We start from the raw sequence: 22,919 nt of genomic DNA, 5'->3' as shown, positions 1-22,919 counted from the left end.
TCCCGGTCCCTAGTGCCCGAGGGCCTGCCAGACCGCGACGATGAGCGCGCCCACGGCCGTGACGGCCGCGACCGCGGGCAGCGGCCAACGGGCGTGCTCCAGCGCGACGATCCGTGAACTCAGGTCGTCCACTTCCTTGTCCGTCTCCTCCGTGCGATGGCTGAGCAGTGCGAGCCCTCCCTCGACACGCGCGTACGCGACATCGAGGCGGCGGCGTAACTCTGCGAGTTCTCCATGGACCACGGGATGCTCCGGGTCGGCGGTCACTTGTCCGCTCCTTTCCGTAGTCATCACATCCCTTGCATGCGCATGAGGAGTCAACTCCCCTGGTGGGCGCGTGGGGAGCGTGTGCGACGGGCATATGCGGGCCCGGCGCGCACACGGTGTGTGAATACGGCGGGCCCGGCGCTCCGAAGAGTGCCGGGCCCGTGTTCGTCGCAGTGTGTAATCAGCACCCTGTAACGGGCACTGTGCACCTGGCCGGGACGTGTCAGCCGTAGGTGTAGAAGCCGGAACCGGTCTTGCGGCCGAGACGGCCGGCGTCGACCATGCGCTGGAGCAGCGGGGGAGCGGCGTACAGCGGCTCCTTGTACTCCTCGTACATCGAGTTGGCGATGGAGACGATCGTGTCCAGACCGATCAGGTCCGACAGCTTCAGCGGGCCCATCGGGTGGGCGCAGCCCATCTCCATGCCGTTGTCGATGTCCTCGCGGCCCGCGATGCCCGACTCGAACATCCGGATCGCGGACAGGAGGTACGGGACGAGGAGGGCGTTCACCACGAAGCCGGAGCGGTCCTGGGCCCGGATCGCGTGCTTGCCGAGCAGCTTCTCGGCGAAGCCCTGGGCGCGGCTGATCGTGCCCTCGGAAGTGGTGAGCGCCGGGATCAGCTCGACGAGCTTCTGCACCGGGGCGGGGTTGAAGAAGTGGATGCCGATGACCTGGTCGGGCCGCGAGGTGGCGACCGCCAGCTTCACCAGGGGGATGGAGGAGGTGTTGGAGGCGAGGATCGCGTCCGGCCGGGTCACGACCTGGTCGAGCACCTGGAAGATCTCCGTCTTCACCTGCTCGTTCTCCACGACGGCCTCGATGACCAGGTCGCGGTCGGCGAACTCGCCGAGGTCGGTGGTGAAGGAGAGCCGGGCCAGCGCGGAGTCCCGCTCCTCCTCGGTGATCTTGCCGCGCTCGGCGGCCTTGGCCAGGGAGTTCAGCAGCCGGGTCCGACCGATCTCCAGGGCCTCACCGGTGGTCTCGGCGACCTTCACGTCCAGTCCGGAGCGGGCGCACACCTCGGCGATGCCCGCGCCCATCTGTCCACAGCCCACCACTCCGACGCGCTCGATGTCGGTCACATCGTCCCCTTCGCAGATCTACGAATCCGGCAGGACCCGCGTGGTTCGCAGCCTGCTCCATCCGTGCACGTTACTGGAAAGTATCGATGATCGATCGATCGGGTCGGACATGCTCGACGGCGGCTCCGCCGGAGGTCGAGCGGACCGGCTGGTCCGGGGAGCGTGCGGGACGACTCGGTGCCTGCCGCAAATCTGCACGTTCCCTTCGGCGATCGTTGATCGAATGCCCGGGGTCCGCATGGCAGGCTGCGGCTGGACGGAACCACGGAGGTACGAGTGAGGATGCATCGGAAGTCACGGCTGTCGAGGCGGGCGTTCGCGGTGACCGCCCTGTCGGCTCTCGTGGCGGGCGGCGGCGCGGTGGCGGCGGGCGCGGCGATGGCCGGCGGATCGGACTCCCCGCGGCGCCGGGGGCCCGGTGAGATGCGGGGCGTGTGGGTGGCGAGCGTCGCCAACCGCGACTGGCCCTCGAAGGCGGGGCTGACCGCCGCACAGCAGCGGGCCGAGCTGATCAAGCTGCTCGACCAGGCCGTGGAGCGGCGCCTGAACACGGTGATCCTCCAGGTGCGGCCCGCGGCCGACGCGCTGTGGCCCTCGCCGTACGAGCCCTGGTCGCAGGTCCTCACCGGCACGCAGGGCAAGGCCCCGGGCTGGGACCCGCTCGGCACGGCGGTCGAGGAGGCCCACGCCCGCGGCCTGGAACTGCACGCCTGGTTCAACCCGTACCGGATCGCCAACCACGCCGACCCGACGAAGCTCGTCGCCTCCCACCCCGCCCGGGTGCACCCGGAGTGGGTGGTGACGTACGGCGGCAAGATGTACTACAACCCCGGGCTGCCGAAGGTCCGCGCCTTCGTGGAGAAGGCGATCCTGGACGCGGTGCGCAAGTACCCGGTGGACGCGGTCCACTTCGACGACTACTTCTACCCGTATCCGGTCGCGGGCCAGACCTTCGACGACGACGCGGCCTTCGACGCCTACGGCGGCGGCTTCGACACCCGGGCGGACTGGCGGCGCAGCAACATCGACAAGCTGGTCCTGGAAACGGCCGCGAAGATCAAGCAGATCCGGCCCACCACCCAGTTCGGGATCAGCCCCTTCGGCGTGTGGCGCAACGCCTCCACCGACCCGCTGGGCTCGGAGACGAAGGCGATGCAGGCGTACGACGACGTCTTCGCCGACACCCGTAAATGGGTCCGGGAGGGCTGGATCGACTACATCGTCCCGCAGATCTACTGGAACATCGGCTTCTCGGTCGCCGACTACGCCAAGCTCGTGCCCTGGTGGGCGCAGCAGGCGCGGGGCAGCAGGACGAAGCTGTACGTGGGCGAGGCCCTCTACAAGGCCGGCGATCCGGCGCAGCCCGCCGCCTGGCAGGACCCCGCCGAACTGTCGAGGCACCTCGCGCTCGCGTCCGACCAGGTGCAGGTGCGCGGGCATGTCTTCTTCGCCGCCCGCGAGGTCGCGGCGGACCCGACCGGGGCCATGGCGCGGGTGGTGGCCGACCACTACCAGGAACCGGCGCAGCCACCGCGCTGAGCCACTGGCCGCCGGCTCGCGCCGGGCTACTGGCTGGTCTGCTGCCGGTGCCGGATCTCGGTGTCGGGGCCGGGTGAGCACACGCCCTCGTGCCCGTCCTCGAAACGGACGCGGTACGGGGGGTTGCCGCCCTGTCCCATGACCTCGACGATCTCGCCGACCTTGTCGTGCTGTCCGACCACCCTGCCGTGCTGGACGAGCTGGTCGCCCACGGTTGCACGCATCTTCGGGGCCTCCTCACCATGTCCGGGAGCAGCGGTCCGTGGCCTTGAGTTTACGGCGCGAGGACCCGGTGGGAACCGGTGCGTACCCGCCCCTCAACCGCGCGCCCGCTGCGTGACGGCGATGCACACCAGCACCGCCGCGGCCGTCAGTGGGGCGGCCACCGTCAGGTGCTCGCCGAGCAGCAGCACCGACCACACCAGTGTGAGCAGCGGCTGGGCCAACTGCAACTGGCTGGCCTTGGGGATGCCGATCGTCGCCATGCCCCGGTACCAGACGACCAGACCGAGGAACTGCGAGCCCGCCGCGACCCAGAGCAGCCCGCTTACGCTGTGGAACGTCAGCGCGACGGGCTCGTACGACAACGCCACCACGGCGGCGGGCAGGGTGAACGGCAGACACAGCACCAGCGCCCAGCCGATGACCTGCCAGCCCGGCATGACCCCGGCCAGCCGGCCGCCCTCGGTGTACCCGGCCGCGCACACCAGCAGCGCGGCGAAGAGGTAGAGGTCGGCGGTGGTGAGGGCGCCGCCGCTCTGCTGGACGGTGAAGGCGATCACCGCGGCGGCGCCGGCGAGGGCGGCCGTCCAGAAGGTGCGGGACGGGCGGGTGCCCATGCGCAGGGCGGACAGCAGCGCGGTGGTGAGCGGGAGCAGACCGACCACGACGGCGGCGTGCGCGGTGGTGGAGGTCTGGAGCGCGAGGGTGGTGAGCAGCGGGAAGCCGACCACGACCCCGGCGGCGACGACCGCGAGCCCGGCCCGGTGCCGCCGGTCCGGCAGGGGGACGCGCAGGGCCAGCAGACAGGCCCCGGCGATCAGCGCCGCGAGGACCGACCGCACGGCGACCAGTGACCACGGCCCGAAGCCCTCCAGGCCCCACGCCGTCGCGGGAAAGGTGAGGGAGAAGGCGACGACACCGAGCGCGGCGAGGAGGGTGCCGGTCGCCCGGTAGGGCCGGCTGTCGACCGCTATCGCGACCGGGGTGGTAGCGCTACTCTGTACTCTCATGCAAGAGCGTAGCAGCGTCGGTGAACTGGCGGAACGCCTGCGGCGGGAGCTCGACCGCTACTCGCCGGGTGGAAAGCTCCCGTCCAGCCGGGCCCTGGTCGAGCAGTACCGGGTGAGTCCGGTGACCGTCTCCCGGGCCCTGGCCCAGCTGGCCGCGGAGGGGCTGGTGGTGACCCGCCCCGGCGCCGGGGCGTTCCGCAGCCGGCCCCGGACGACTGCCGCCCCCGCCGGTGACACCTCCTGGCAGGAGGTGGCCCTGAGCGCGGACGCGTCGCCCGACCTCGTGCCGCGCTCGGTGGACGCGTCCGGGGTCGTCGTCTCGCTCGCCACACCGCCGCCCGGCGTCATCGAGTTCACCGGCGGTTATCTCCACCCCTCCCTCCAGCCCGAGCAGGCCCTCGCCGCCGCACTGTCCCGGGCTTCACGGCGTCCGGGGGCGTGGGGGCGGCCGCCGCTGGAGGGGCTGGTCGAGCTGCGGGAGTGGTTCGCGCGGAGCATCGGCGGGGCGGTGAGCGCGGCCGAAGTGCTGATCGCCGCGGGCGGCCAGTCGGCGCTGACGATCGCGCTGCGCGCGCTGGCGCCGCCGGGGGCACCGGTCCTGGTCGAATCGCCCACGTACCCCGGCATGTTGGCGATCGCGAGGGCGGCGGGCCTGCGACCGGTGCCGGTCCCGGTGGACGCGGACGGAGTACGCCCCGAACTCCTCGCGGACGCCTTCCGCGCCACCGGCGCCCGGGTGTTCATCTGCCAGCCCCTCTTCCAGAACCCGACCGGCGCGGTGCTGGCCGCCGAACGCCGGGGCGAGGTGCTGCGGATCGCGCGCGAGGCGGGCGCGTTCGTCATCGAGGACGACTTCGTACGACGGCTCGTGCACGAGGACGCCGGCGAACTCCCGCGACCGCTGGCCGCCGAGGACGCGGACGGGGTGGTCGTCCACGTCTGCTCGCTGACGAAGGCGACCTCACCGAGCTTCCGCGTCTGCGCGCTCGCCGCCCGGGGCCCGGTCCTGGAGCGCCTGCGCGCCATCCAGATCGTCGACACCTTCTTCGTGCCGAGACCCCTCCAGGAGGCGGCCCTGGAACTCGTCGGCTCCCCGGCCTGGCCCCGCCATCTCCGGTCGATCTCCGCGGACTTGAGAGCCCGCCGCGACACCATGACCGCGGCCCTGCGCCTGAACCTCCCCGAACTCGCCCTGCCCCACGTCCCGTCCGGCGGCTACCACCTCTGGCTCCGCCTGCCCGAGACCCTCCCCGAGCCCGCCCTGACGGCCGCGGCCCTGCGCGCCGGCGTCGCCATCACCCCGGGCCGCCCCTACTTCAGCGCCGAACCCCCGGCAGGCCACATCCGGTTGAGCTTCGCGGCGGTCGCGGGGGCGGGGGAGATCGCGGAAGGGGTACGACGGCTTCGTACGGCTTGTGACGAGGTGCTGTAGGGGAGCGCGGGAAACCGTTGGCTCCCGACCGCCGCCCCCTGCGAAGATCCCGCCATGAGCGACCTCGCCACCGGCTACCAGATCTCCACCGACCCCGACCGCATCGACGCCGAGCGGGTGCATCGCTGGCTGTCCGAGGACGCCTACTGGGCACTCGGCCGGTCCCGGGAGAAGCAGGACCGGGCCATCGCCGGGTCGCTGAACTTCGGGGTGTACGACACCGCTTCGGGGGAGCAGGTGGCGTATGCGCGGGTGATCACCGACCGGGCCACCTTCGGGTGGCTGTGCGATGTGTACGTCGATCCGTCCGTGCGCGGGAAGGGGCTCGGGACCTCGCTGGTCGAGGCGGTGCGCGAGCACCTGCGGGAGTACGGGCTGCGGCGCATTCTCCTCGCCACGCACGACGCGCACGGCGTCTACGAGAAGGCCGGCTTCACGCCCCTCGCCCAGCCGGATCAGTGGATGGCGTACCTGTACTAGGCCCCATCGTTTCAGGTGACTTGTCCGGCCCGTCCCGACCTCGGTGTGAGGGTTTACCGACCCTGCGTAACTCCCGGGTAACGCCCCTTGACCTGCGCACTTTCTCCACTCACCATCACCGCATGGCACTCCGGGTCACATTCGTCGCCGCCGCCCGCAGCTCCCCGCTGCTCGCGGAGCGGTTCGAGGACGACCGGCCCCTCGATCAGGCCGGCTGGGACGAGGTGCAGCGCTCCGCGCAGGAGCTGCTGCCCCTGTCCGCCGCCGAGCTGCGCTACTGCTCGCCGACCCCGCGCAGCCGCGCCACCGGCGACGCCCTCGGTTACGCCCCGCTCGTGCAACTGGCGCTGCGGGACTGCGACATGGGCCGCTGGCGCGGACTGACGCTGGGCGAGGCGATGGCGCGCGAGCCGGAGGCGGTGGACGCCTGGCTCGCCGACCCGCGCGGCGTCCCGCACGGCGGCGAGTCGCTGCTGTCGTTCATCACGCGCGTCGGCGGCTGGCTCGACACGCGGCCCGTGGGCGACGGCGGAAGGATCGTCGCCGTCGCCGAACCCTCGGTCGTCCGGGCGGCGTTGGTGTACGCCCTGAAGGCGCCCCCGTCGACGTACTGGAACATCGACGTGCGCCCCCTGTCGACCACCACCCTCACCGGCCACGCGGGCCGCTGGAACCTGCGCTTCGACGGGGCGTCGGCTCAGTCCTCACGGGCGTAGTCGGTTCAGGCCTCGCGGGCGTAGTCGGTGGTCAGGACCAGGTCCTTGGCGGGGCCGCCCACCCGCCACACCGTCCGCCAGTGGTCCGCGTCGAGGACGCTGAACTCGCCGCGGTAGAGGTCCGCCGAGCACGGATGGTCGGCGACATGCCGGCCGGTCGTCAGGTCCAGGTCGTGGAAGGGCCGGCCGTCGGCGAAGCGGACGTCCGCCGTGCCCGGCCGCCCGCCCGGCAGGAAGCGCAGCGTCCGCTCGGCGGGCCGCGGGACGCCGAGCCAGGTGAACGTGCCCGACTCGTGGTGCAGGAGGCCGTCCTCCTCCGACGGGCCGAAAACCGTCGTACCGGTGAAGGCCCCCGTCTGCCCGCTCGCCAGGTCCCGCACGCTCCGCTCCACCCGCCAGCTCCCGGCCAGATACGTCAGTACGTCCGGTACCGGCCAGAACTCGCCCATTGCTTCCTCGCTTCCGACACTTTCGGTACCGCGCGACCCGTTGACGCTCTTCGATCTCTCTCCCTATCTTGCCGTTCGAAGTGCTGATCAGCGTCTGATATCTCGAACAAGCCTTGAACGACTCCCCCTTATCGAGCCGCGGAGTATTCATGTCACGCACCCGCTGGAGATACGGCATAGCCGCCACCGCCCTCCTCGCGGCGGCCGGCCTCATCCCCGCCCCCGCCCATGCCGAGGACGCCACCGACTACGCCATCACCGTCGACCCCACCGCCAAGGGCGCGAAGATCGACGACACGATGTACGGCGTCTTCTTCGAGGACATCAACCGGGCCGCCGACGGCGGTCTGTACGCCGAGCTCGTGCAGAACCGGTCCTTCGAGTACTCCACCGACGACAACAAGTCGTACACGCCCCTCACCTCCTGGACGGTCGACGGCACCGGCCAGGTCGTCAACGACGACGGACGCCTGAACGCCCGCAATCGCAACTACCTCACCCTGGGCGCCGGTTCGTCCGTCACGAACGTGGGCTACAACACCGGCATCAGCGTCGAGGAGGGCAAGCGGTACGACTTCTCGGTGTGGGCCCGCGCCGCGGCCGGCACGACCCTCACGGTCACCCTCCAGGACGCCGACGGCAGCCTCGCGACCGCCCGCCAGGTGGCCGTGACCAAGAGCGGCTGGGCCAAGTACAAGGCCGGTTTCACCGCGACCCGCACCAGTAGCGACGGCCGCCTCACCGTCGGCTCCCCCGGCGCGACCGCGCTCGACATGGTGTCCCTGTTCCCGCGCGACACCTACCGGAACGAGCCCAACGGTCTGCGCAAGGACCTCGCCGAGAAGATCGAGGCCCTGCACCCCGGCTTCGTGCGCTTCCCCGGCGGCTGCCTGGTCAACACCGGCTCCATGGAGGACTACAGCGAGGCCTCCGGCTACCAGCGCAAGCGGTCCTACCAGTGGAAGGACACCATCGGCCCGGTAGAGGAGCGCGCCACCAACTCCAACTTCTGGGGCTACAACCAGAGTTACGGCCTCGGCTACTACGAGTACTTCCGCCTCTCCGAGGACATCGGCGCCATGCCGCTGCCCGTGGTCCCCGCCCTGGTGACCGGCTGCGGCCAGAACAAGGCCGTCGACGACGAGGCGCTGCTCAAGCGGCACATCCAGGACACCCTGGACCTCATCGAGTTCGCCAACGGCCCGGTGACCAGCGAGTGGGGCAAGAAGCGCGCGCAGATGGGCCACCCCAAGCCCTTCCACCTCACCCACATCGAGGTCGGCAACGAGGAGAACCTCCCCGAGGCGTTCTTCGCCCGGTTCAAGCAGTTCCGCACCGCCATCGAGGCGAAGTACCCCGACATCACGGTCATCTCCAACTCCGGCCCGGACGACGCCGGTACGACCTTCGACACGGCGTGGCAGCTCAACAAGGACGCCAAGGTCGACATGGTCGACGAGCACTACTACAACAGCACCCAGTGGTTCCTGCAGAACAACGACCGCTACGACTCCTACGACCGGAACGGCCCGAAGGTCTTCCTCGGTGAATACGCCTCGTGGGGCAACGCCTTCAAGAACGGTCTCGCCGAGGCGGCGTACATGACCGGCCTGGAGCGCAACGCGGACGTCGTCAAACTCGCCTCGTACGCCCCGCTGTTCGCCAACGAGGACTACGTCCAGTGGCAGCCGGACCTCATCTGGTTCAACAACCACGCGGCCTGGAACTCGGCCAACTACGAGGTCCAGAAGCTGTTCATGAACAACATCGGCGACCGCGTCGTCCCGTCGACCGCCACCGGCACCCCCTCGCTCACGGGCCCCATCACCGGTGCCGTCGGCCTGTCCACCTGGGCGACCACCGCGGCCTACGACGACGTCAAGGTCACGGACGCCGAGGGCAACTCCCTGCTGAGCGACGACTTCTCGGGTGACGCGTCCAAGTGGACGCACACCGGGGGCGGCAGCTGGGCGATCCAGGACGGGCAGTACGTGCAGACCGACGTCGCCGCCGAGAACACCATGGTGTCGGCCGGTGACACGAACTGGCACGACTACGACCTGAAGGTGAAGGCCACCAAGAAGTCCGGCAAGGAGGGCTTCCTCGTCGCCTTCGGCGTCAAGGACACCGGCAACTACTACTGGTGGAACCTCGGCGGCTGGAACAACACCCAGTCCGCCGTCGAACAGGCCGTGGACGGCGGCAAGTCCACGCTCATCTCCAAGCCCGGCACGATCGAGACGGGCCGCACCTACGACATCGACGTCAAGGTGCGCGGCCGCCAGGTCACCCTGTACCTCGACGGCCAGGAGTGGGGCAGCTTCACCGACGACAAGCCGGCCGAGCCGTTCCGCCAGGTCGTCACCAAGGACAAGAAGACCGGTGACCTGATCGTCAAGGTCGTCAACGCCCAGGCCACCGCGGCCCGTACGGCGATCGACCTCGGCGGCGCGAAGGTCGCGTCCAAGGCGCGGGTCACCACGCTGACAGCCGACGCCAACGCGGTGAACACCGAGACGGAAACCCCGGTGGCACCGGTGAAGTCCACGTTCGACGGGGTCGCCGACAAGTTCACGTACACCTTCCCGGCGAACTCCGTCACCTTCCTGCGGATCAAGCAGAAGTAGGCGGGTTCTCAGGGGGCGTGGGCTGCTGCTGGTCGACCGGCAGCAGCCCACGCTCGTCGAAGACCTTCTTCGCGACGAACGTGGCGTTCAGGGCCCGCGGGAAGCCGCAGTAACCGGCGGAGTGCAGCAGCGCCTCGACGATCTGCTGGGGCGTCAGGCCCACGTTCAGCGCCGCGTTGATGTGCACCTCCAGCTGCGGCTCGCAGCCACCGAGCGCGGTGAGCATGCCCAGCGTCACCAACTGGCGGTCCCTGGGCTGGAGTTCGGGCCGGGAGTAGATCTCGCCGAAGCCCCAGGCGACGATCTGGTGGCCCATCTCGGGGCTGATGTCGGCGAGCGAGTCGATGACCCGCTGCCCGACCTCGCCGTCGACGCTCCGCAGCACCTCCATACCCTGGGCGAAACGCTCTTCACGGGTGGTGCCGTCCGTCATGTCGTGCCCTCCATTAACCTTCCAATAAGCTGGAATTCATTCCACCACTTTCGGCGACCGCACAACCGGTCGTATTCCCCCTCTGTCTAAAAGGGTGCAGTGAATTGCTGCGAATGGACGCACGGGGATGAACCCCCGGACGGGGGGCCCGAATTGCACAGCGGTATGCCAAGACCTCGGCGAGCCGCGGCCGGACTCGCGGCGCTGATCACCGTCGTCGTGTTCTGTGCCGCCGACGCCGTCGCCCGCAGCTACCCCTTCGGCCCGCGCACCCGCACCGTCAACGACCTCGGCAACCAGTACGTGCCCTTCCACGCCCACCTGTGGGACCTGCTGCACGGCCGCGCCGACGGCGGTCTCCTCGTCAACTGGCAGTCCGGGTACGGCAGCAGCTTCCTGCCCGACCTCGGCACCTACCTCACCAGCCCCTTCGCGCTGCTCGTGGCGGTGTTCCCGCGGGACGAGATCGACCTCGCGGTGTATGTGATCACCGTCCTGAAGGTCGCGTGCGCCGCCGCTGCCATGGCCTGGCTGCTGCTCGCGCTGCGCCCCGGGCGCTGGTGGGCGGCGGGGCTGCTGGGAGTGTCGTACGCCCTGTGCGGGTGGACCGTGGCGGCGGCCGTGTACAACCTCATGTGGCTCGACGGCCTCATCGCCCTGCCCCTGCTGTGCCTGGCCGGCGAATGGATTCTGCACCGGAGGCGACCGCTCCTCGGCGTGCTGGTCGTGACGGCGGCCTGGATCGCCAACTTCTACACCGCCTACATGGCCACCCTCGCCGCCGCTCTCGTCCTCCTCCTGAGGCTGGCCCTGTCCGGTCTCCCGCCGCGCCGGAAGGCGGCGGTGGCGGGGCGTGCCGGGCTGACCGTGGCCCTCGGGGTCGGCTTGGCCGCGCCCGTCGTGACGGTGGTGTACTTCGGCACCACCCACGCCTCCCCGGGCAGGTTCACCGAGTTCAAGCCGGTCGGCGCCGAGGACCTGCTGGCCCGGCTGCTGCCGACGACGTACAGCTTCGGCTCCCCGGCGCTCTTCGTCGGCACCACGGCGCTGCTGCTCGCCCTCGCCCTGCCCTTCCACCGGGCGGCCCCCCGGCCGGTGCGCGTCGGATGGACGCTGCTGGTGGCCGGGGTGACGCTGTCGATGCAGTGGGGCCCGACCCATCTCCTCTGGCACGCCTTCGCCGCTCCGCAGGGCAGCCCGTACCGGCAGGCCTTCGTGGTGTGCGCGCTGCTGGTGATGGCGGCCTGGCACGCGCTCTCGTACGGTGTGCCGGCACCGCGGGCGCTGGGCGCGGCCACGGGTGTCCTCGCCCTGATCGTGGCGGTCGCCGCGCGGAGCGATCTGGTGCGGCAGGTCGCCTGGCCGGTGCTGCTCCTGGCCACGGCGGGCGCGTTGGGCGGGCTGATGCTGCTGGGCGTGGTTAGCGGGGCGGGCGACTGGCGTCCGCTCGGCGACCGAGCCAGGCGTCTCCTCCGTGGGGGCGACCGGCGTCTCCCCGCCGGCGCCCGCCGTACCGCGCCCGTCGCCCTCGCCGTCGTACTCCTCCTCGGTGCCCAGTTCGGCGAGACCGTCGCCACCTCCGCCGTGGCCTCCCGATTGCGGCTCGCGCACCTGGACGACTACGCGCCCTGGGGCGACCGGCAGCAGCGGCAGGCGGAGGTGATCGCAAGGGCCGACGGCTGGCCCCGCTACCGCACCGACCCGGGCCGGGAGCAGACCGTCGCCAACGACCCCATGCTCGTCGGCGGCCAGGGCGCGCAGTACTACAGCAGCCACACCTCCGACGTGCTCCTGCGCACGCTCACCGCCCTCGGCGGCGGCTGGACCTCGGGCGGCCGCAGCCTCCAGAGCCTGGACAACGCCGTCACGGACGTGATCTTCTCCGTCGGCGCCCGGGTGCACTCACCGCCGGACCCGCACCAGAGCCAGTCTCCTGAGCCCGACGGCCGGGTGACTGTGTCCCGCCAGGACGTGCCGCCCCTGGTGACCGTACGGCCCACGGCCGCCACCGCACCCGCCTTCGGGCCGTCGCCGTACCGCAACCAGGAGCTGCTGCTCGGCGCCCGCGTCTACACCGTGCCCCGGCTCGTCGTGAGCGCCGAGACCGTCAGCGCCCGGTGCCCGGCGGGCAGCGAGGCGTATCTCTGGGCTCCGCACTTCGCCGGCACGGCCCAGCTCACCGGTGCTTCCGGCCCGGCCGCCCGCTTCAGGTCCGACGCGAGCAAGCGCGCCGCCATGCAGCCGCTCGGTACGGTCCCGCCGTCCGGGCGGCTGACCATCGAGCTGTCCGCCCACCGCCCGGGCAGAATCCCGGCGGGTGCGGTCGGCTGCCTGGACACCGGCAAGCTGCGCACCGCCGTCCAGCGGCTCAAGAACACCGGTGCCACGAAGGTCACGGTCTCGGACAGCGCGATCCGGGCGGAGCTCCCGGCCGGCAGCAAGGGAATCGCAGTTGTCGCGGCCCCTCGAATCGCCGGCTGGCGCTGCGCCGCCGGCAATTCGGCCGCCGCACCGGCCGGGAATTACCACGGGCTGATATCCGTGCCTCTCGACGGCACCTCGAACACCGTCACCTGTACTTTCCGGCCACCCGGTTTGCGGCTGGGTATGACGGTCGGGGGAGTGGCCTTCGTGACCGTCCTTCTGCTCGGAGTGGTGGGCGTGGTGCGACGGCGGCGCAGCCCCCGCCCGTCGGCGCGCCCCGCCTCGCGTGAGGACCTCGCCAAGATTGCATAAACGTGCATCGCTGCGTATAGTCATGCCATCCAAGAGGAGGGTGACATGGCGGTACGTGCGGCAGTGGCCGGGGCGAGCGGTTATGCGGGCGGCGAGGTCCTGCGGCTGCTCCTGGCCCACCCCGAGGTCGAGATCGGTGCCCTGACCGGCAACTCCAACGCCGGCCAGCAGCTGGGCGCCCTGCAGCCGCACCTGCTGCCGCTGGCCGGCCGAGTGCTCCAGGAGACCACCCCCGAGGTGCTCGCCGGGCACGACGTCGTGTTCCTCGCGCTGCCCCATGGCCAGTCCGCCGCGGTCGCCGAGCAGCTCGGCCCGGACGTCCTCGTCGTCGACATGGGCGCCGACTTCCGGCTCAAGGACGCCGCCGACTGGGAGAAGTTCTACGGCTCCGCCCACGCCGGCACCTGGCCGTACGGCCTCCCCGAACTTCCGGGTGCCCGCGCCGCGCTGGAGGGGTCCAAGCGCATCGCGGTACCCGGTTGCTACCCGACCGCCGCCACGCTGGCCCTGTTCCCGGCGTACGCCGCCGGGATCGCCGAGGCGGAGGCCGTGATCGTCGCCGCCTCCGGCACCTCCGGCGCGGGCAAGGCGCCCAAGGCCCATTTGCTGGGCAGCGAGGTCATGGGGTCCATGACGCCGTACGGCGTCGGCGGCGGCCACCGGCACACGCCCGAGATGATCCAGAACTTCAGCGGGGTCGCGGGTGAGCGGATCACCGTCTCCTTCACCCCGACCCTCGCGCCGATGCCCCGCGGCATCCTCGCCACGTGCAGCGCCAAGGCCCGTGCCGGCGTCACCGCCGAGTCCGTCCGCGCCGCCTACGAGAAGGCCTACGCCGACGAGCCCTTCGTCCACCTCCTCCCCGAGGGACAGTGGCCCGCGACCGCGTCCGTCTACGGTTCCAACGCCGTTCAGGTGCAGGTCGCGTACGACGAGACCGCGGGCCGCATCATCGCGATCAGCGCCATCGACAACCTCACCAAGGGCACCGCGGGCGGTGCCGTGCAGAGCATGAACATCGCCCTCGGACTCGACGAGACCACGGGGCTTTCCACGATCGGAGTCGCACCGTGAGTGTCACGGCAGCCAAGGGATTCCGGGCAGCGGGCATCGCCGCCGGAATCAAGGAGAACGGCAACCCCGACCTGGCCCTCGTGGTCAACGACGGGCCCCGCCGCGCCGCCGCCGGTGTCTTCACCTCCAACCGTGTGAAGGCCGCCCCGGTCCAGTGGTCCGAACAGGTCCTCAAGGACGGCCGGTTGACGGCCGTCGTCCTCAACTCCGGTGGTGCCAACGCCTGTACGGGCCCCAAGGGCTTCCAGGACACCCACGCCACCGCCGAGAAGGTCGCCGACGTCCTCGGCGTCGGCGCCATCGAGGTAGCCGTCGCCTCCACCGGCCTCATCGGCGTCCTGCTGCCGATGGACAAGCTGCTGCCGGGAGTCGAGAGCGCCGCCGAGGCGTTGAGCGAGCACGGCGGCGAGAAGGCCGCCATCGCCATCAAGACCACCGACACCGTCCACAAGACGTCCGTCGTCACCAAGGACGGCTGGACGGTCGGCGGCATGGCCAAGGGCGCGGGCATGCTCGCCCCCGGCCTCGCCACCATGCTCGTCGTCCTCACCACCGACGCCGACCTCCCGAGTGACGTACTGGACAAGGCACTTCGGGCCGCGACCCGCACCACCTTCGACCGCGTCGACTCCGACGGCTGCATGTCCACCAACGACACGGTCCTGCTACTCGCCTCGGGCGCCGCCGAAGTCGCCCCGGCCTACGAGGAGTTCGCCGAGGCCGTACGGCAGGTCTGCGACGACCTCGGGCAGCAGCTCATCCGGGACGCCGAGGGCGCCAGCAAGGACATCAAGGTCGAGGTGATCAACGCCGCGACCGAGGAGGACGCCGTCGAGGTGGGCCGCTCCATCGCCCGCAACAACCTCCTCAAGTGCGCCATCCACGGCGAGGACCCCAACTGGGGCCGCGTGCTCTCCGCGATCGGCACCACCAAGGCCGCCTTCGAGCCGGACCAGCTCAACGTCGCCATCAACGGCGTCTGGGTCTGCAAGAACGGCGGCGTCGGCGAGGACCGCGACAAGGTCGACATGCGCTACCGCGAGGTGCACATCGTCGCCGACCTCGCCGCCGGCGCCGAGACCGCCACCATCTGGACCAACGACCTCACCGCCGACTACGTCCACGAGAACAGCGCGTACTCCTCATGAGCAATGTGACCCGCAAACACACCGCGCTGCCCAAGGCCCAGATCCTCATCGAGGCGCTGCCCTGGCTGGTCCGGCACAACGGCAAGACCGTCGTCATCAAGTTCGGCGGCAACGCCATGATCGACGAGGACCTCAAGCGCGCGTTCGCCCAGGACGTCGTCTTCCTGCACCACGCCGGCCTCAAGCCGGTCGTCGTGCACGGCGGCGGCCCGCAGATCAGCGCCGCCCTCGACCAGGCGGGCATCGTCAGCGAGTTCAAGGCCGGCCTCCGCGTCACCACCGAGGACGCCATGGACGTCGTACGGATGGTGCTGGCCGGTCAGGTCCAGCGCGAGCTGGTCGGACTCCTCAACCAACACGGGCCGCTGGCCGTCGGGTTGACCGGCGAGGACGCGCACACCATCACCGCCACCAAGCACCAGCCCGAGATCGACGGCGAGTTGGTCGACATCGGGCGGGTCGGCGAGATCACCGCGATCGACACGGGCGCGATCGAGGCCCTGCTCGCCGACGGCCGCATCCCGGTCGTCTCGTCGATCGCCCGCAGCCAGGACGACCACCATGTCTACAACGTCAATGCTGATACGGCGGCTGCGGCACTCGCTGCTGCGCTGGGCGCCGAAACCCTCATGGTCCTCACGGACGTCGAGGGCCTCTACGAGGACTGGCCCCACTCCGACGAGGTGATCAGCCGCCTCACCGCCTCCCAACTGGAGAAGCTGCTGCCGGAGTTGAGCTCCGGCATGGTCCCCAAGATGGAGGGCTGCCTGCACGCCGTGCGCAACGGCGTCACCACCGCCCGGGTCATCGACGGACGGGTCCAGCACTCGATCCTGCTGGAGATCTTCACGGACGAAGGAATCGGCACGATGGTCGTGCCGGACGCGCAAGAGGGGGATGGGGAATGACCGGCAATCAGGAGCTCACCCAGCGGTGGCAGGGCTCGCTCATGAACAACTACGGCACCCCGCGCCTCCCCCTCGTCCGCGGTGAGGGCCTGAAGGTCTGGGACTCCGAGGGCAGGCAGTACTACGACTGGGTCGGCGGCATCGCCACCAACGCGCTCGGCCACGCCCACCCGGCGGTCATCGACGCCGTCAGCAAGCAGATCGCGTCCCTCGGCCACATCTCCAACTTCTTCATGGCCGAGCCGACGATCGCCCTCGCCGAACGGCTGCTCCAGCACTTCGGCCGGGACGGCAGGGTCTTCTTCTGCAACTCCGGCGCCGAGGCCAACGAGGCCGCCTTCAAGATCGGCCGGCTGACCGGGCGCAGCCACATGGTCGCCACGTCCGGCGGCTTCCACGGCCGGACCATGGGCGCCCTCGCCCTCACCGGCCAGCCCGCCAAGCAGACCCCGTTCCTGCCGCTGCCGGGTGACGTCACGCACGTGCCGTACGGCGACGCGCAGGCGCTGGCCGCCGCGGTCACCGAGGACACCGCGCTCGTCATCATCGAGCCCATCCAGGGCGAGAACGGCGTCGTCGTCCCGCCCGCCGGCTACCTCAAGGCGGCCCGGGCCATCACCGCGGCCAAGGGCGCGCTGCTGGTCCTCGACGAGGTGCAGACCGGCATCGGCCGGACCGGGCACTGGTTCGAGTACCAGGCCCACGAGGGCGTCCTGCCGGATGTCGTGACCCTCGCCAAGCAGCTCGGCGGCGGACTGCCGCTCGGCGCGACCGTAGCCTTCGGCCGGGCCGCGGAGCTGCTCCAGCCCGGCCACCACGGCACGACCTTCGGCGGCAACCCGGTCGCCTGCGCCGCCGGACTCGCCGTCCTCGACACCATCGCCGGCGACGGGCTGCTCGACAACGTCAAGCGGCAGAGCGCCGCGCTGAGCGACGGAATCGAGTCCCTGGGGCACCCGCTGGTCGACCACGTCCGGGGCTCCGGGCTCCTCCTGGGTATCGTGCTCACCGAGCCGCTCGCGCCCCAGGTGCAGCAGGCGGCTCAGGACGCCGGTTTCCTGGTGAACGCGCCCGCCCCCGATGTCGTACGGCTCATGCCGCCGCTGAACCTCGGCGACGACGAGGTGGCTGCGCTGCTCCAGGCGCTGCCCGGCGTTCTTGACGCGGCGAAGGCGGCGAAGGCAGCCAACGGGGACGGATGATCCGGAGAAATGAGACGTCGATGAGCCAGGCGCAGGAGCATGAGCAGAACGGGGCCGGCGGGCCTGCGGTGCCGCAGACGCGCACGGCGCGGCACCGCCGGATCGTGGACATCCTCAACCGGCAACCGGTGCGGTCGCAGAGCCAGTTGGCCAAGCTCTTGTCCGACGACGGGCTGAGCGTCACGCAGGCGACGCTCTCCCGGGACCTCGACGAGCTGAACGCGGTGAAGATCCGTAACACCGACGGGGATCTCATCTACGCGGTTCCGAGTGAGGGCGGGTTCCGTACTCCTCGGGCGCCGCTGGGGGAGTCCGCGAAGGAAGAGCGGATGCGGCGGCTCTCGCAGGAGCTGCTGATCTCCGCGGAGGCGTCGGCGAATCTGGTGGTGCTTCGGACGCCGCCGGGTGCTGCGCAGTTCCTGGCTTCGGCCATTGATCAGGCTGAGCTGCATGACATTTTGGGGACCATCGCGGGTGACGACACGTTGTTGTTGATCAGTCGGGATCCGGTGGGTGGGCAGGCGCTCGCCGAGCATTTGTTGCGGTTGGCTCAGAACGGGCATTGATCGTCGTCGGGTGCGGGTGCTTCGTGGCTGGTCGCGCCCACGCGGCGGAGCCGTAAATCGATACAGCCCCGCGCCCCTAAAAGCCTTTCATCCGAGCCTTGCTGCCAAGCCGCCCGTACACCTCACCTCATCGCCCGCCGTGATCAACAGCGCCTCCACATCCGGCAGTGACTCCAGCCAGCGCAAACCCTCCCGCGAGCCCATCGCGAACGCCGCCGTCGCCCAGCAGTCCGCCCAGGTGACGCTGGGGGCCACCACTGTCACGGCGACCAGGTCCGTCACCGCGGAGCGGCCCGTGCGGGGGTCGACTATGTGCGTGCCGCGTTCCGCCGTGCCGGACGTGGCGACCGCCAGTTCGTCGGTTCCCGCCGCCGACACCACCGCCGCCAGACCCCCCGGCCGCAACGGGTCAGCGACCCCCACCCGCCACGGCCGCTGCGGCCCCGGCGTCCCCAGCAGCTGTACGTCCCCGCCGCCGTTGAGGCTCACCCCGGTCGCGCCCGCCGCCATCAAGGACTTCGCCGCCCGTTCCACCGCCCAGCCCTTGACGATGCCCGTCGGGTCCAGTCGGCCCTGGTAGCGCATGCTGAACCAGCCGTCGCTCAACCGCTCGGCCTCCGCGCCCAGTTCGAGGACTTCGGCGACCTCGGGATCGCACTCCTCGACGGTCAGCTCGCCGTGCGCCAGGCGCGAGATCTGGCTGTCGTCGCGGTACGTGCTGAACACGGCGTCGACCCGGTGCAGCCCGGCCACCGCCTCCTCCAGTGCCGCCTTGACGGCACCGGGGTCCCCGCCGCGGACGTCGAAGGAGAAGACGGTCCCCATGACCTCCTCCGCATGACGTACCGCGGCGGGAGCATCTGCCGACTCGGCCACGGTGTCAGCCACCGGCCTGGTCCAGCGCCGACTGGAGGGACTTCTTGTAGCCCGCGCTGGTGTAGGTGGCCCCCGACACCGAGTCGATGTCCGCGCTGCCGGCCGCCACCGCTGCCGCGTTGAGCTTCGGTACGGCCAGCTCGGTCTTCTGCGTGCTCTGGCCGCCGCTCGGCGCCTGGACCGCCTCGGCCTTGGTGATCTTGCCGTTGGCGACGGTGATCCGGACCTGGACCGGGCCGTACTGGGTCTGCGCGACCGTGCCCGTGAGGGTCTTGGAGGCGGCTTCCTGGGCCGGGGCCGACGCGCTCTGCGAGGGCTGGGCGGCCGAGGCGGCGGCGTTCGCCTTGTCGATGGCCGACTGCAGGGACTTCTTGTAGCCCTCGCTCGTGTAGGTCGCCCCCGACACGGTGTCGATGTCGGGACTCTGCTTGGCGACCACGTCCGCGTTGAGCTTGGGCACGGCCAGGTTGGTCTTCTCGGTGCTGGTCCCGCCCTGCGGCGCCTGCACCGCCTCCGACTTGGTGATCTTGTTGCCGACGACGGTGATACGGACCTGGACGGCACCGTACTGGGTCTGCGCGGCGTCCCCGGTGGACGTGCTCGTCCCCGCCGCCTGCGCCCCGCCCTGCGCCGACTCCTGGGCGGCGGCCGGCGGGGCCGCGCCGCCCGCCGCGGACGCGGAGGCCGGGTCGGACGCCGGTTTCAGCGACAGCAGCAGCACGATCCCGGAGACGGTGGCGGCGCCGGCCAGGACGACACGCCGGATCGGATGACTCTTCCTCATGGCTGAATGAACTCCTGAAGTCTGGGGCTGCCGAGCAGAGTTGAGGGCCCGTTACGTCCGTGCGGGAGCGTCGCTCACATCTCGAACGACTCGTGGTGGATACGGCGGGCCGGCACGCCCGCGTCGCGCAGGGAGTCGTACACGGACTGCGCGAAGCCGGGCGGCCCGCACAGGAACACGTCGTGGTCGTCGATGTCCGGCAGCTTCTGCCGCAGCCGGTCCGCCGAGATGTCGGGCCGCTCGCCGTCCGGACTGTTGACCGCGTACATCAGCCGGGCGCCCCGCTCGTCGGCGATGGCGGCCAGCTCGTCCCACAGCGCCAGGTCCTGGGTGCTGTTGGCCCGGTAGAGCAGGGTGATGTCACCGGACGCGCCGGGCAGCGTCTCGAACAGCGCCCGCATCGGCGTGATGCCGACGCCGCCCGCGACCAGCAGCACCTTGCCGCGGCTGCGGCGCTGGGCGGTCAGGGCGCCGTAGGGGCCTTCGGCCCACACACGCGTGCCGGGCCGCAGTTCGCGCAGCCGGGCGGTGTGGTCGCCGATCGCCTTGACCGTGATCCGCAGCATGTCCGGGCGGGGCGCCGCCGACAGCGAGTACGGGTGGGAGCTGAACCGCATGCCGGGCGCCATGAACCGCCAGCGGAAGAACTGTCCGGCCTCCGCGCCCATCCGGTGCAGCTTCTTCCCGCCGATCAGCACGGACACGATGCCCGGCGTCTCCTCGATGACCGCCTCGACGTACATCCGGTGCTTGAGGTTGAGGCGGAGCGGGGTGAGGATCCGGTACCAGACCACCAGCGCGGTGACGGCGCCGTAGAGCCCGTACCAGAAGGTCTTCGCGGTGGGCTGGACGGCGAACTCGTTGCCGGTGGTGATCTGGTGCCAGAACGTCAGGAACACCACGGCGTAGGTGAGCAGGTGCACGTGGTACCAGGTGTCGTACGGCAGCCTGCGCCGGACCCCGCCGACCGACAGCAGCGCGATGACCACCAGCAGCCCGGTGCCGATCGCCGCCTTGCCCATGTCCGGCAGGGTCGTGACCATGTCCATGAACTGCTGGACGATGTCGCCGAGCGTCTTGCCGGCCTGGAGCGCGTACGCCCAGGTGATCAGGAAGACGTGCGCGATGACCAGGCTCACCGTGTAGCGGCCGCTCATCGCGTGCCAGCGGGCGACCCGGTCCGAGCCCACCCGCCGTTCCAGCGCCGGCACCCGGGCCATCTGGAGGACGACCAGCGCCATCAGATAGCCCGCGAGGAGACCGGTGATCCGGCCCGCGGCGAGGATCTTCGCGGTGTTGTCCGCGAGGGAGGGGGTGTTGTCCCACCACAGCCACAGCACCGCCGCCGCGCCCGCCCATAGGGCGATCACCAGCGGGACGGCCGGGGAGCGGCGCGGGCGGATGCGGCGCATCGTCTGGCGGCGGGCGGCGCGGCCGCCTGCGAGCGTGGTGGTCACGATTCCTCCGGGAGCGGGGCAAGGGGGGTGGCGTGGTCCCTTGGCCCAGAGATACGTGCCGTGACGCCTGGGTGTTCAGCCGGTCGCCGAGTCGAGGGCGGACTGGAGCGACTGGCGGTAACCGTCGCTCGTGTAGGTGGCCCCCGAGACCGTGTCGATGTCCGCGCTCTGGGCCTGGAGGGCCTCGGTCCGCAGCCGGGGGAGGGCGTAGCTGTTGATCTCCTGGTCCCGCGGATTGTCCGAGGGATAGACGACCGCCGTGACGTCGGTGAGCTTGCCGCCCTTGACCGTGATCCGGACCTGGACGGGACCCCAGCGGGTCTGCACCGAGTCGCCGGTGAACGTGCCCGCCCCGGCCGCCGACGGGGCCGTGGAAGGTGACGTGGCAGATATCGCGGTCGGGGTGTCGTGCGGTTTCAGCGACAGCAGCAGGACCATGCCGGAGACGGTGGCGGCGCTCGCCAGCACGATCCGGCGCAGCGGGTGGTTCTTCCTCAGTGCGTGCACGTGCGTGGCCTCACAACTCGAACGACTCGTGGTGGATACAGCGGTCGGGCACCCCGGCGGCACGCAGCGCCCCGTACACCTCGCGGGCGAAGCCGTCAGGACCGCACAGGTACACGTCGTGCCCGGCCAGCCCCTCGGGTACGGCCGCGCGCAGCAACTCCGGGGTCAGGCGCGGGCGTTCACCGTCCGGCCCGTTGAGCAGGTAGTGCACCCGCGCCCCGCGCCACCGCGCCAGGGCCTCCAACTCGCCGCCCAGCGCGAGGTCTTCGACCGTCCGCGCCCGGTACAGCAGGGTCACCTCGCCCGGCAGCGTCTCGAACAGCGCCCGCAGCGGGGTGACGCCGACACCGCCCGCAATGAGCAACGCCCGGTGCGAGGTGCGCCGTTCGGCGGTCAGCGCGCCGTACGGCCCCTCCGCCCACACCCGGGTGCCGGGCCGCAGCAGCGCCACCGCCGTGCTGTGGTCGCCGAGCGCCTTCACCGTGATCCGCAACCGGTCCCCGCGAGGCGGCGCCGACAGAGAGTACGGCGACGACGTCCCCCACATGCCCCCGGTGAGGAACCGCCAGCGGAAGAACTGCCCCGCCTGCGCGCCCAGTCGCTCCAGCCCCTGCCCGCGCACGACGACGGACCACACGCCCGGCGCCTCCCGGTGCACGGACTCCACCCGCAGCCGGTGCCGCAGGTTCAGCCGCACCGGCACGAGCACCCGGAACCACAGCACCAGCGCCGCCACCCCCAGGTACAGCGCGTACCAGGCGGCCCGCGCCGGACCGGCCGTGAGGTCGGAACCCAGCTGGACCTGGTGGAAGAAGACCAGGAACACGGCCGCGTACGTCAGCAGATGGACGTAGTACCAGAACTCGTGCCCGACCCGGCGCCGCACGGCCCGCACCGAGGTGACACCGACCGCGAGGAGGACCAGCGTGCCGGCGGTCGCCTTCAGCATCTCCGGATAGTCCAGGACCACCGTCACCGTCTCGTCGACGACCGACCGGCCGTCCTGCGCCGCGTACCCGGCCAGGATCAGCACCACGTGCGCCACCAGCAGACTGATCGTGTAGCGCCCCGCCATGGCGTGCCAGCGCGCCACCCGGTCCGAGCCGATCCGGCGCTCCAGCAGCGGCACCCGCGCCATCAGCCCGACCAGCACGGCACAGGCGTACCCGCACAGCAGCCCGGCGATCCGCCCGGCGTTCGTCAGCCACCCGGCCGCCCCCACCACGGAACCGGTGTTCGCCCACCACAGCGCCACCGCGCCCGCCGCCCCGGCCCACAACAGGGCGAGCAGCGGGCCCGCGGGGGAGCGCCGGGCGGCGAGCGGCACGGGCGGCGCCGTCCGCTCGTACAGGGTGGTCATGGGTACGTCCTTTCGTCCTGCCAGGACGCAACGGCGCTGGCA

General features: G+C 71.0%; 22 protein-coding genes. 11 read left to right on the top strand and 11 right to left on the bottom strand.

The window, feature by feature from the left end; genetic code table 11:
• Nucleotides 1–9 precede the first annotated feature (9 nt).
• Nucleotides 10–267, bottom strand: a complete 258-nt coding sequence (locus tag IQ210_RS30690) for a hypothetical protein (RefSeq protein ID WP_194082411.1) — start codon at nucleotides 265–267, stop codon at nucleotides 10–12.
• Between the two features lie 223 nt (nucleotides 268–490).
• Nucleotides 491–1,351 carry a 3-hydroxybutyryl-CoA dehydrogenase gene (locus IQ210_RS30685; RefSeq protein WP_194082410.1) on the bottom strand — a complete coding sequence of 287 codons (861 nt, stop codon included), beginning with the start codon at nucleotides 1,349–1,351 and terminating at the stop codon, nucleotides 491–493.
• 282 nt (nucleotides 1,352–1,633) lie between these two features.
• On the opposite strand from IQ210_RS30685, the gene IQ210_RS30680 reads away from it, so the two are divergent.
• Nucleotides 1,634–2,890 (top strand): glycoside hydrolase family 10 protein, encoded by a 1,257-nt coding sequence (locus IQ210_RS30680; RefSeq protein ID WP_194082409.1) that lies wholly within the window; start codon nucleotides 1,634–1,636, stop codon nucleotides 2,888–2,890.
• A 26-nt stretch (nucleotides 2,891–2,916) separates the two neighbouring features.
• On the opposite strand, the gene IQ210_RS30675 is transcribed toward IQ210_RS30680, so the two are convergent.
• Both IQ210_RS30675 and IQ210_RS30670 read right to left on the bottom strand, forming a co-directional pair.
• The gene (locus IQ210_RS30675) at nucleotides 2,917–3,114 is read right to left on the bottom strand and encodes a DUF1918 domain-containing protein (protein ID WP_194082408.1); all 198 of its coding nucleotides are present in this window, start codon (nucleotides 3,112–3,114) and stop codon (nucleotides 2,917–2,919) included.
• 93 nt (nucleotides 3,115–3,207) lie between these two features.
• Entirely contained in the window at nucleotides 3,208–4,122 is a 915-nt protein-coding gene (locus IQ210_RS30670) for a DMT family transporter (RefSeq protein ID WP_194082407.1), read from the bottom strand.
• Here IQ210_RS30670 and IQ210_RS30665 point away from each other — a divergent pair.
• The 3 genes from IQ210_RS30665 (at nucleotide 4,121) to IQ210_RS30655 (ending at nucleotide 6,750) form a co-directional block, all read left to right on the top strand.
• Nucleotides 4,121–5,554 (top strand): aminotransferase-like domain-containing protein, encoded by a 1,434-nt coding sequence (locus IQ210_RS30665; protein WP_194082406.1) that lies wholly within the window; start codon nucleotides 4,121–4,123, stop codon nucleotides 5,552–5,554. The genes IQ210_RS30670 and IQ210_RS30665 overlap by 2 nt on opposite strands.
• Nucleotides 5,555–5,608: 54 nt before the next feature.
• A complete protein-coding gene (locus tag IQ210_RS30660; RefSeq protein WP_194082405.1) occupies nucleotides 5,609–6,034 on the top strand; it encodes a GNAT family N-acetyltransferase in 426 nt (141 codons plus the stop codon).
• 122 nt (nucleotides 6,035–6,156) lie between these two features.
• On the top strand, nucleotides 6,157–6,750 hold the full coding sequence (locus IQ210_RS30655) for a histidine phosphatase family protein (RefSeq protein ID WP_194082404.1): 594 nt from the start codon (nucleotides 6,157–6,159) through the stop codon (nucleotides 6,748–6,750).
• A 5-nt stretch (nucleotides 6,751–6,755) separates the two neighbouring features.
• On the opposite strand, the gene IQ210_RS30650 is transcribed toward IQ210_RS30655, so the two are convergent.
• Nucleotides 6,756–7,199 (bottom strand): DUF6314 family protein, encoded by a 444-nt coding sequence (locus IQ210_RS30650; RefSeq protein ID WP_194082403.1) that lies wholly within the window; start codon nucleotides 7,197–7,199, stop codon nucleotides 6,756–6,758.
• A 149-nt stretch (nucleotides 7,200–7,348) separates the two neighbouring features.
• Between IQ210_RS30650 and IQ210_RS30645 the strand changes: the two genes are divergently transcribed.
• Nucleotides 7,349–9,826: an alpha-L-arabinofuranosidase C-terminal domain-containing protein gene (locus tag IQ210_RS30645; RefSeq protein WP_194082402.1), complete on the top strand. Its 2,478-nt coding sequence runs from the start codon at nucleotides 7,349–7,351 to the stop codon at nucleotides 9,824–9,826.
• On the opposite strand, the gene IQ210_RS30640 is transcribed toward IQ210_RS30645, so the two are convergent.
• Complete coding sequence (locus IQ210_RS30640) at nucleotides 9,813–10,259, bottom strand: carboxymuconolactone decarboxylase family protein (RefSeq protein WP_194082401.1); 447 nt, start codon at nucleotides 10,257–10,259, stop codon at nucleotides 9,813–9,815. The two genes, IQ210_RS30645 and IQ210_RS30640, sit on opposite strands and share 14 nt — an antisense overlap.
• A gap of 165 nt (nucleotides 10,260–10,424) precedes the next feature.
• Between IQ210_RS30640 and IQ210_RS30635 the strand changes: the two genes are divergently transcribed.
• From IQ210_RS30635 to IQ210_RS30610, 6 genes are read left to right on the top strand one after another with little or no spacing between them, the layout of a single operon-like run.
• A complete protein-coding gene (locus IQ210_RS30635) occupies nucleotides 10,425–12,995 on the top strand; it encodes a YfhO family protein (RefSeq protein ID WP_194082400.1) in 2,571 nt (856 codons plus the stop codon).
• A gap of 45 nt (nucleotides 12,996–13,040) precedes the next feature.
• Nucleotides 13,041–14,069 (top strand): N-acetyl-gamma-glutamyl-phosphate reductase, encoded by a 1,029-nt coding sequence (gene argC, locus IQ210_RS30630; protein ID WP_097261657.1) that lies wholly within the window; start codon nucleotides 13,041–13,043, stop codon nucleotides 14,067–14,069.
• Nucleotides 14,066–15,217 carry a bifunctional glutamate N-acetyltransferase/amino-acid acetyltransferase ArgJ gene (gene argJ / locus IQ210_RS30625; RefSeq protein ID WP_194082399.1) on the top strand — a complete coding sequence of 384 codons (1,152 nt, stop codon included), beginning with the start codon at nucleotides 14,066–14,068 and terminating at the stop codon, nucleotides 15,215–15,217. Before argC ends, argJ begins: the two co-directional genes overlap by 4 nt.
• A complete protein-coding gene (gene argB / locus IQ210_RS30620) occupies nucleotides 15,214–16,125 on the top strand; it encodes an acetylglutamate kinase (protein ID WP_194082398.1) in 912 nt (303 codons plus the stop codon). Before argJ ends, argB begins: the two co-directional genes overlap by 4 nt.
• Entirely contained in the window at nucleotides 16,122–17,327 is a 1,206-nt protein-coding gene (locus IQ210_RS30615; RefSeq protein WP_194082397.1) for an acetylornithine transaminase, read from the top strand. The genes argB and IQ210_RS30615 overlap by 4 nt, the downstream gene beginning before the upstream one ends.
• Nucleotides 17,328–17,347: 20 nt before the next feature.
• Nucleotides 17,348–17,893: an arginine repressor gene (locus IQ210_RS30610; protein ID WP_059196460.1), complete on the top strand. Its 546-nt coding sequence runs from the start codon at nucleotides 17,348–17,350 to the stop codon at nucleotides 17,891–17,893.
• A gap of 87 nt (nucleotides 17,894–17,980) precedes the next feature.
• Here IQ210_RS30610 and IQ210_RS30605 read toward each other — a convergent pair whose 3' ends face one another.
• The 5 genes from IQ210_RS30605 to IQ210_RS30585 all read right to left on the bottom strand — a co-directional run bounded on the left by IQ210_RS30605 (nucleotide 17,981) and on the right by IQ210_RS30585 (nucleotide 22,877).
• Nucleotides 17,981–18,781 carry an FAD:protein FMN transferase gene (locus IQ210_RS30605; RefSeq protein WP_407699730.1) on the bottom strand — a complete coding sequence of 267 codons (801 nt, stop codon included), beginning with the start codon at nucleotides 18,779–18,781 and terminating at the stop codon, nucleotides 17,981–17,983.
• Nucleotides 18,774–19,553 (bottom strand): FMN-binding protein, encoded by a 780-nt coding sequence (locus IQ210_RS30600; RefSeq protein WP_194082396.1) that lies wholly within the window; start codon nucleotides 19,551–19,553, stop codon nucleotides 18,774–18,776. Before IQ210_RS30600 ends, IQ210_RS30605 begins: the two co-directional genes overlap by 8 nt.
• Nucleotides 19,554–19,627: 74 nt before the next feature.
• A complete protein-coding gene (locus IQ210_RS30595; protein ID WP_194082395.1) occupies nucleotides 19,628–21,010 on the bottom strand; it encodes a ferredoxin reductase family protein in 1,383 nt (460 codons plus the stop codon).
• A 75-nt stretch (nucleotides 21,011–21,085) separates the two neighbouring features.
• Nucleotides 21,086–21,517, bottom strand: a complete 432-nt coding sequence (locus IQ210_RS30590; protein ID WP_194082394.1) for an FMN-binding protein — start codon at nucleotides 21,515–21,517, stop codon at nucleotides 21,086–21,088.
• Between the two features lie 10 nt (nucleotides 21,518–21,527).
• Nucleotides 21,528–22,877 (bottom strand): ferredoxin reductase family protein, encoded by a 1,350-nt coding sequence (locus IQ210_RS30585; RefSeq protein WP_194082393.1) that lies wholly within the window; start codon nucleotides 22,875–22,877, stop codon nucleotides 21,528–21,530.
• Nucleotides 22,878–22,919: the final 42 nt, after the last annotated feature.

This window comes from Streptomyces justiciae, assembly GCF_015163075.1.
Classification (GTDB): domain Bacteria; phylum Actinomycetota; class Actinomycetes; order Streptomycetales; family Streptomycetaceae; genus Streptomyces; species Streptomyces justiciae.
This window is presented reverse-complemented; position numbering and strand designations above follow the sequence as displayed.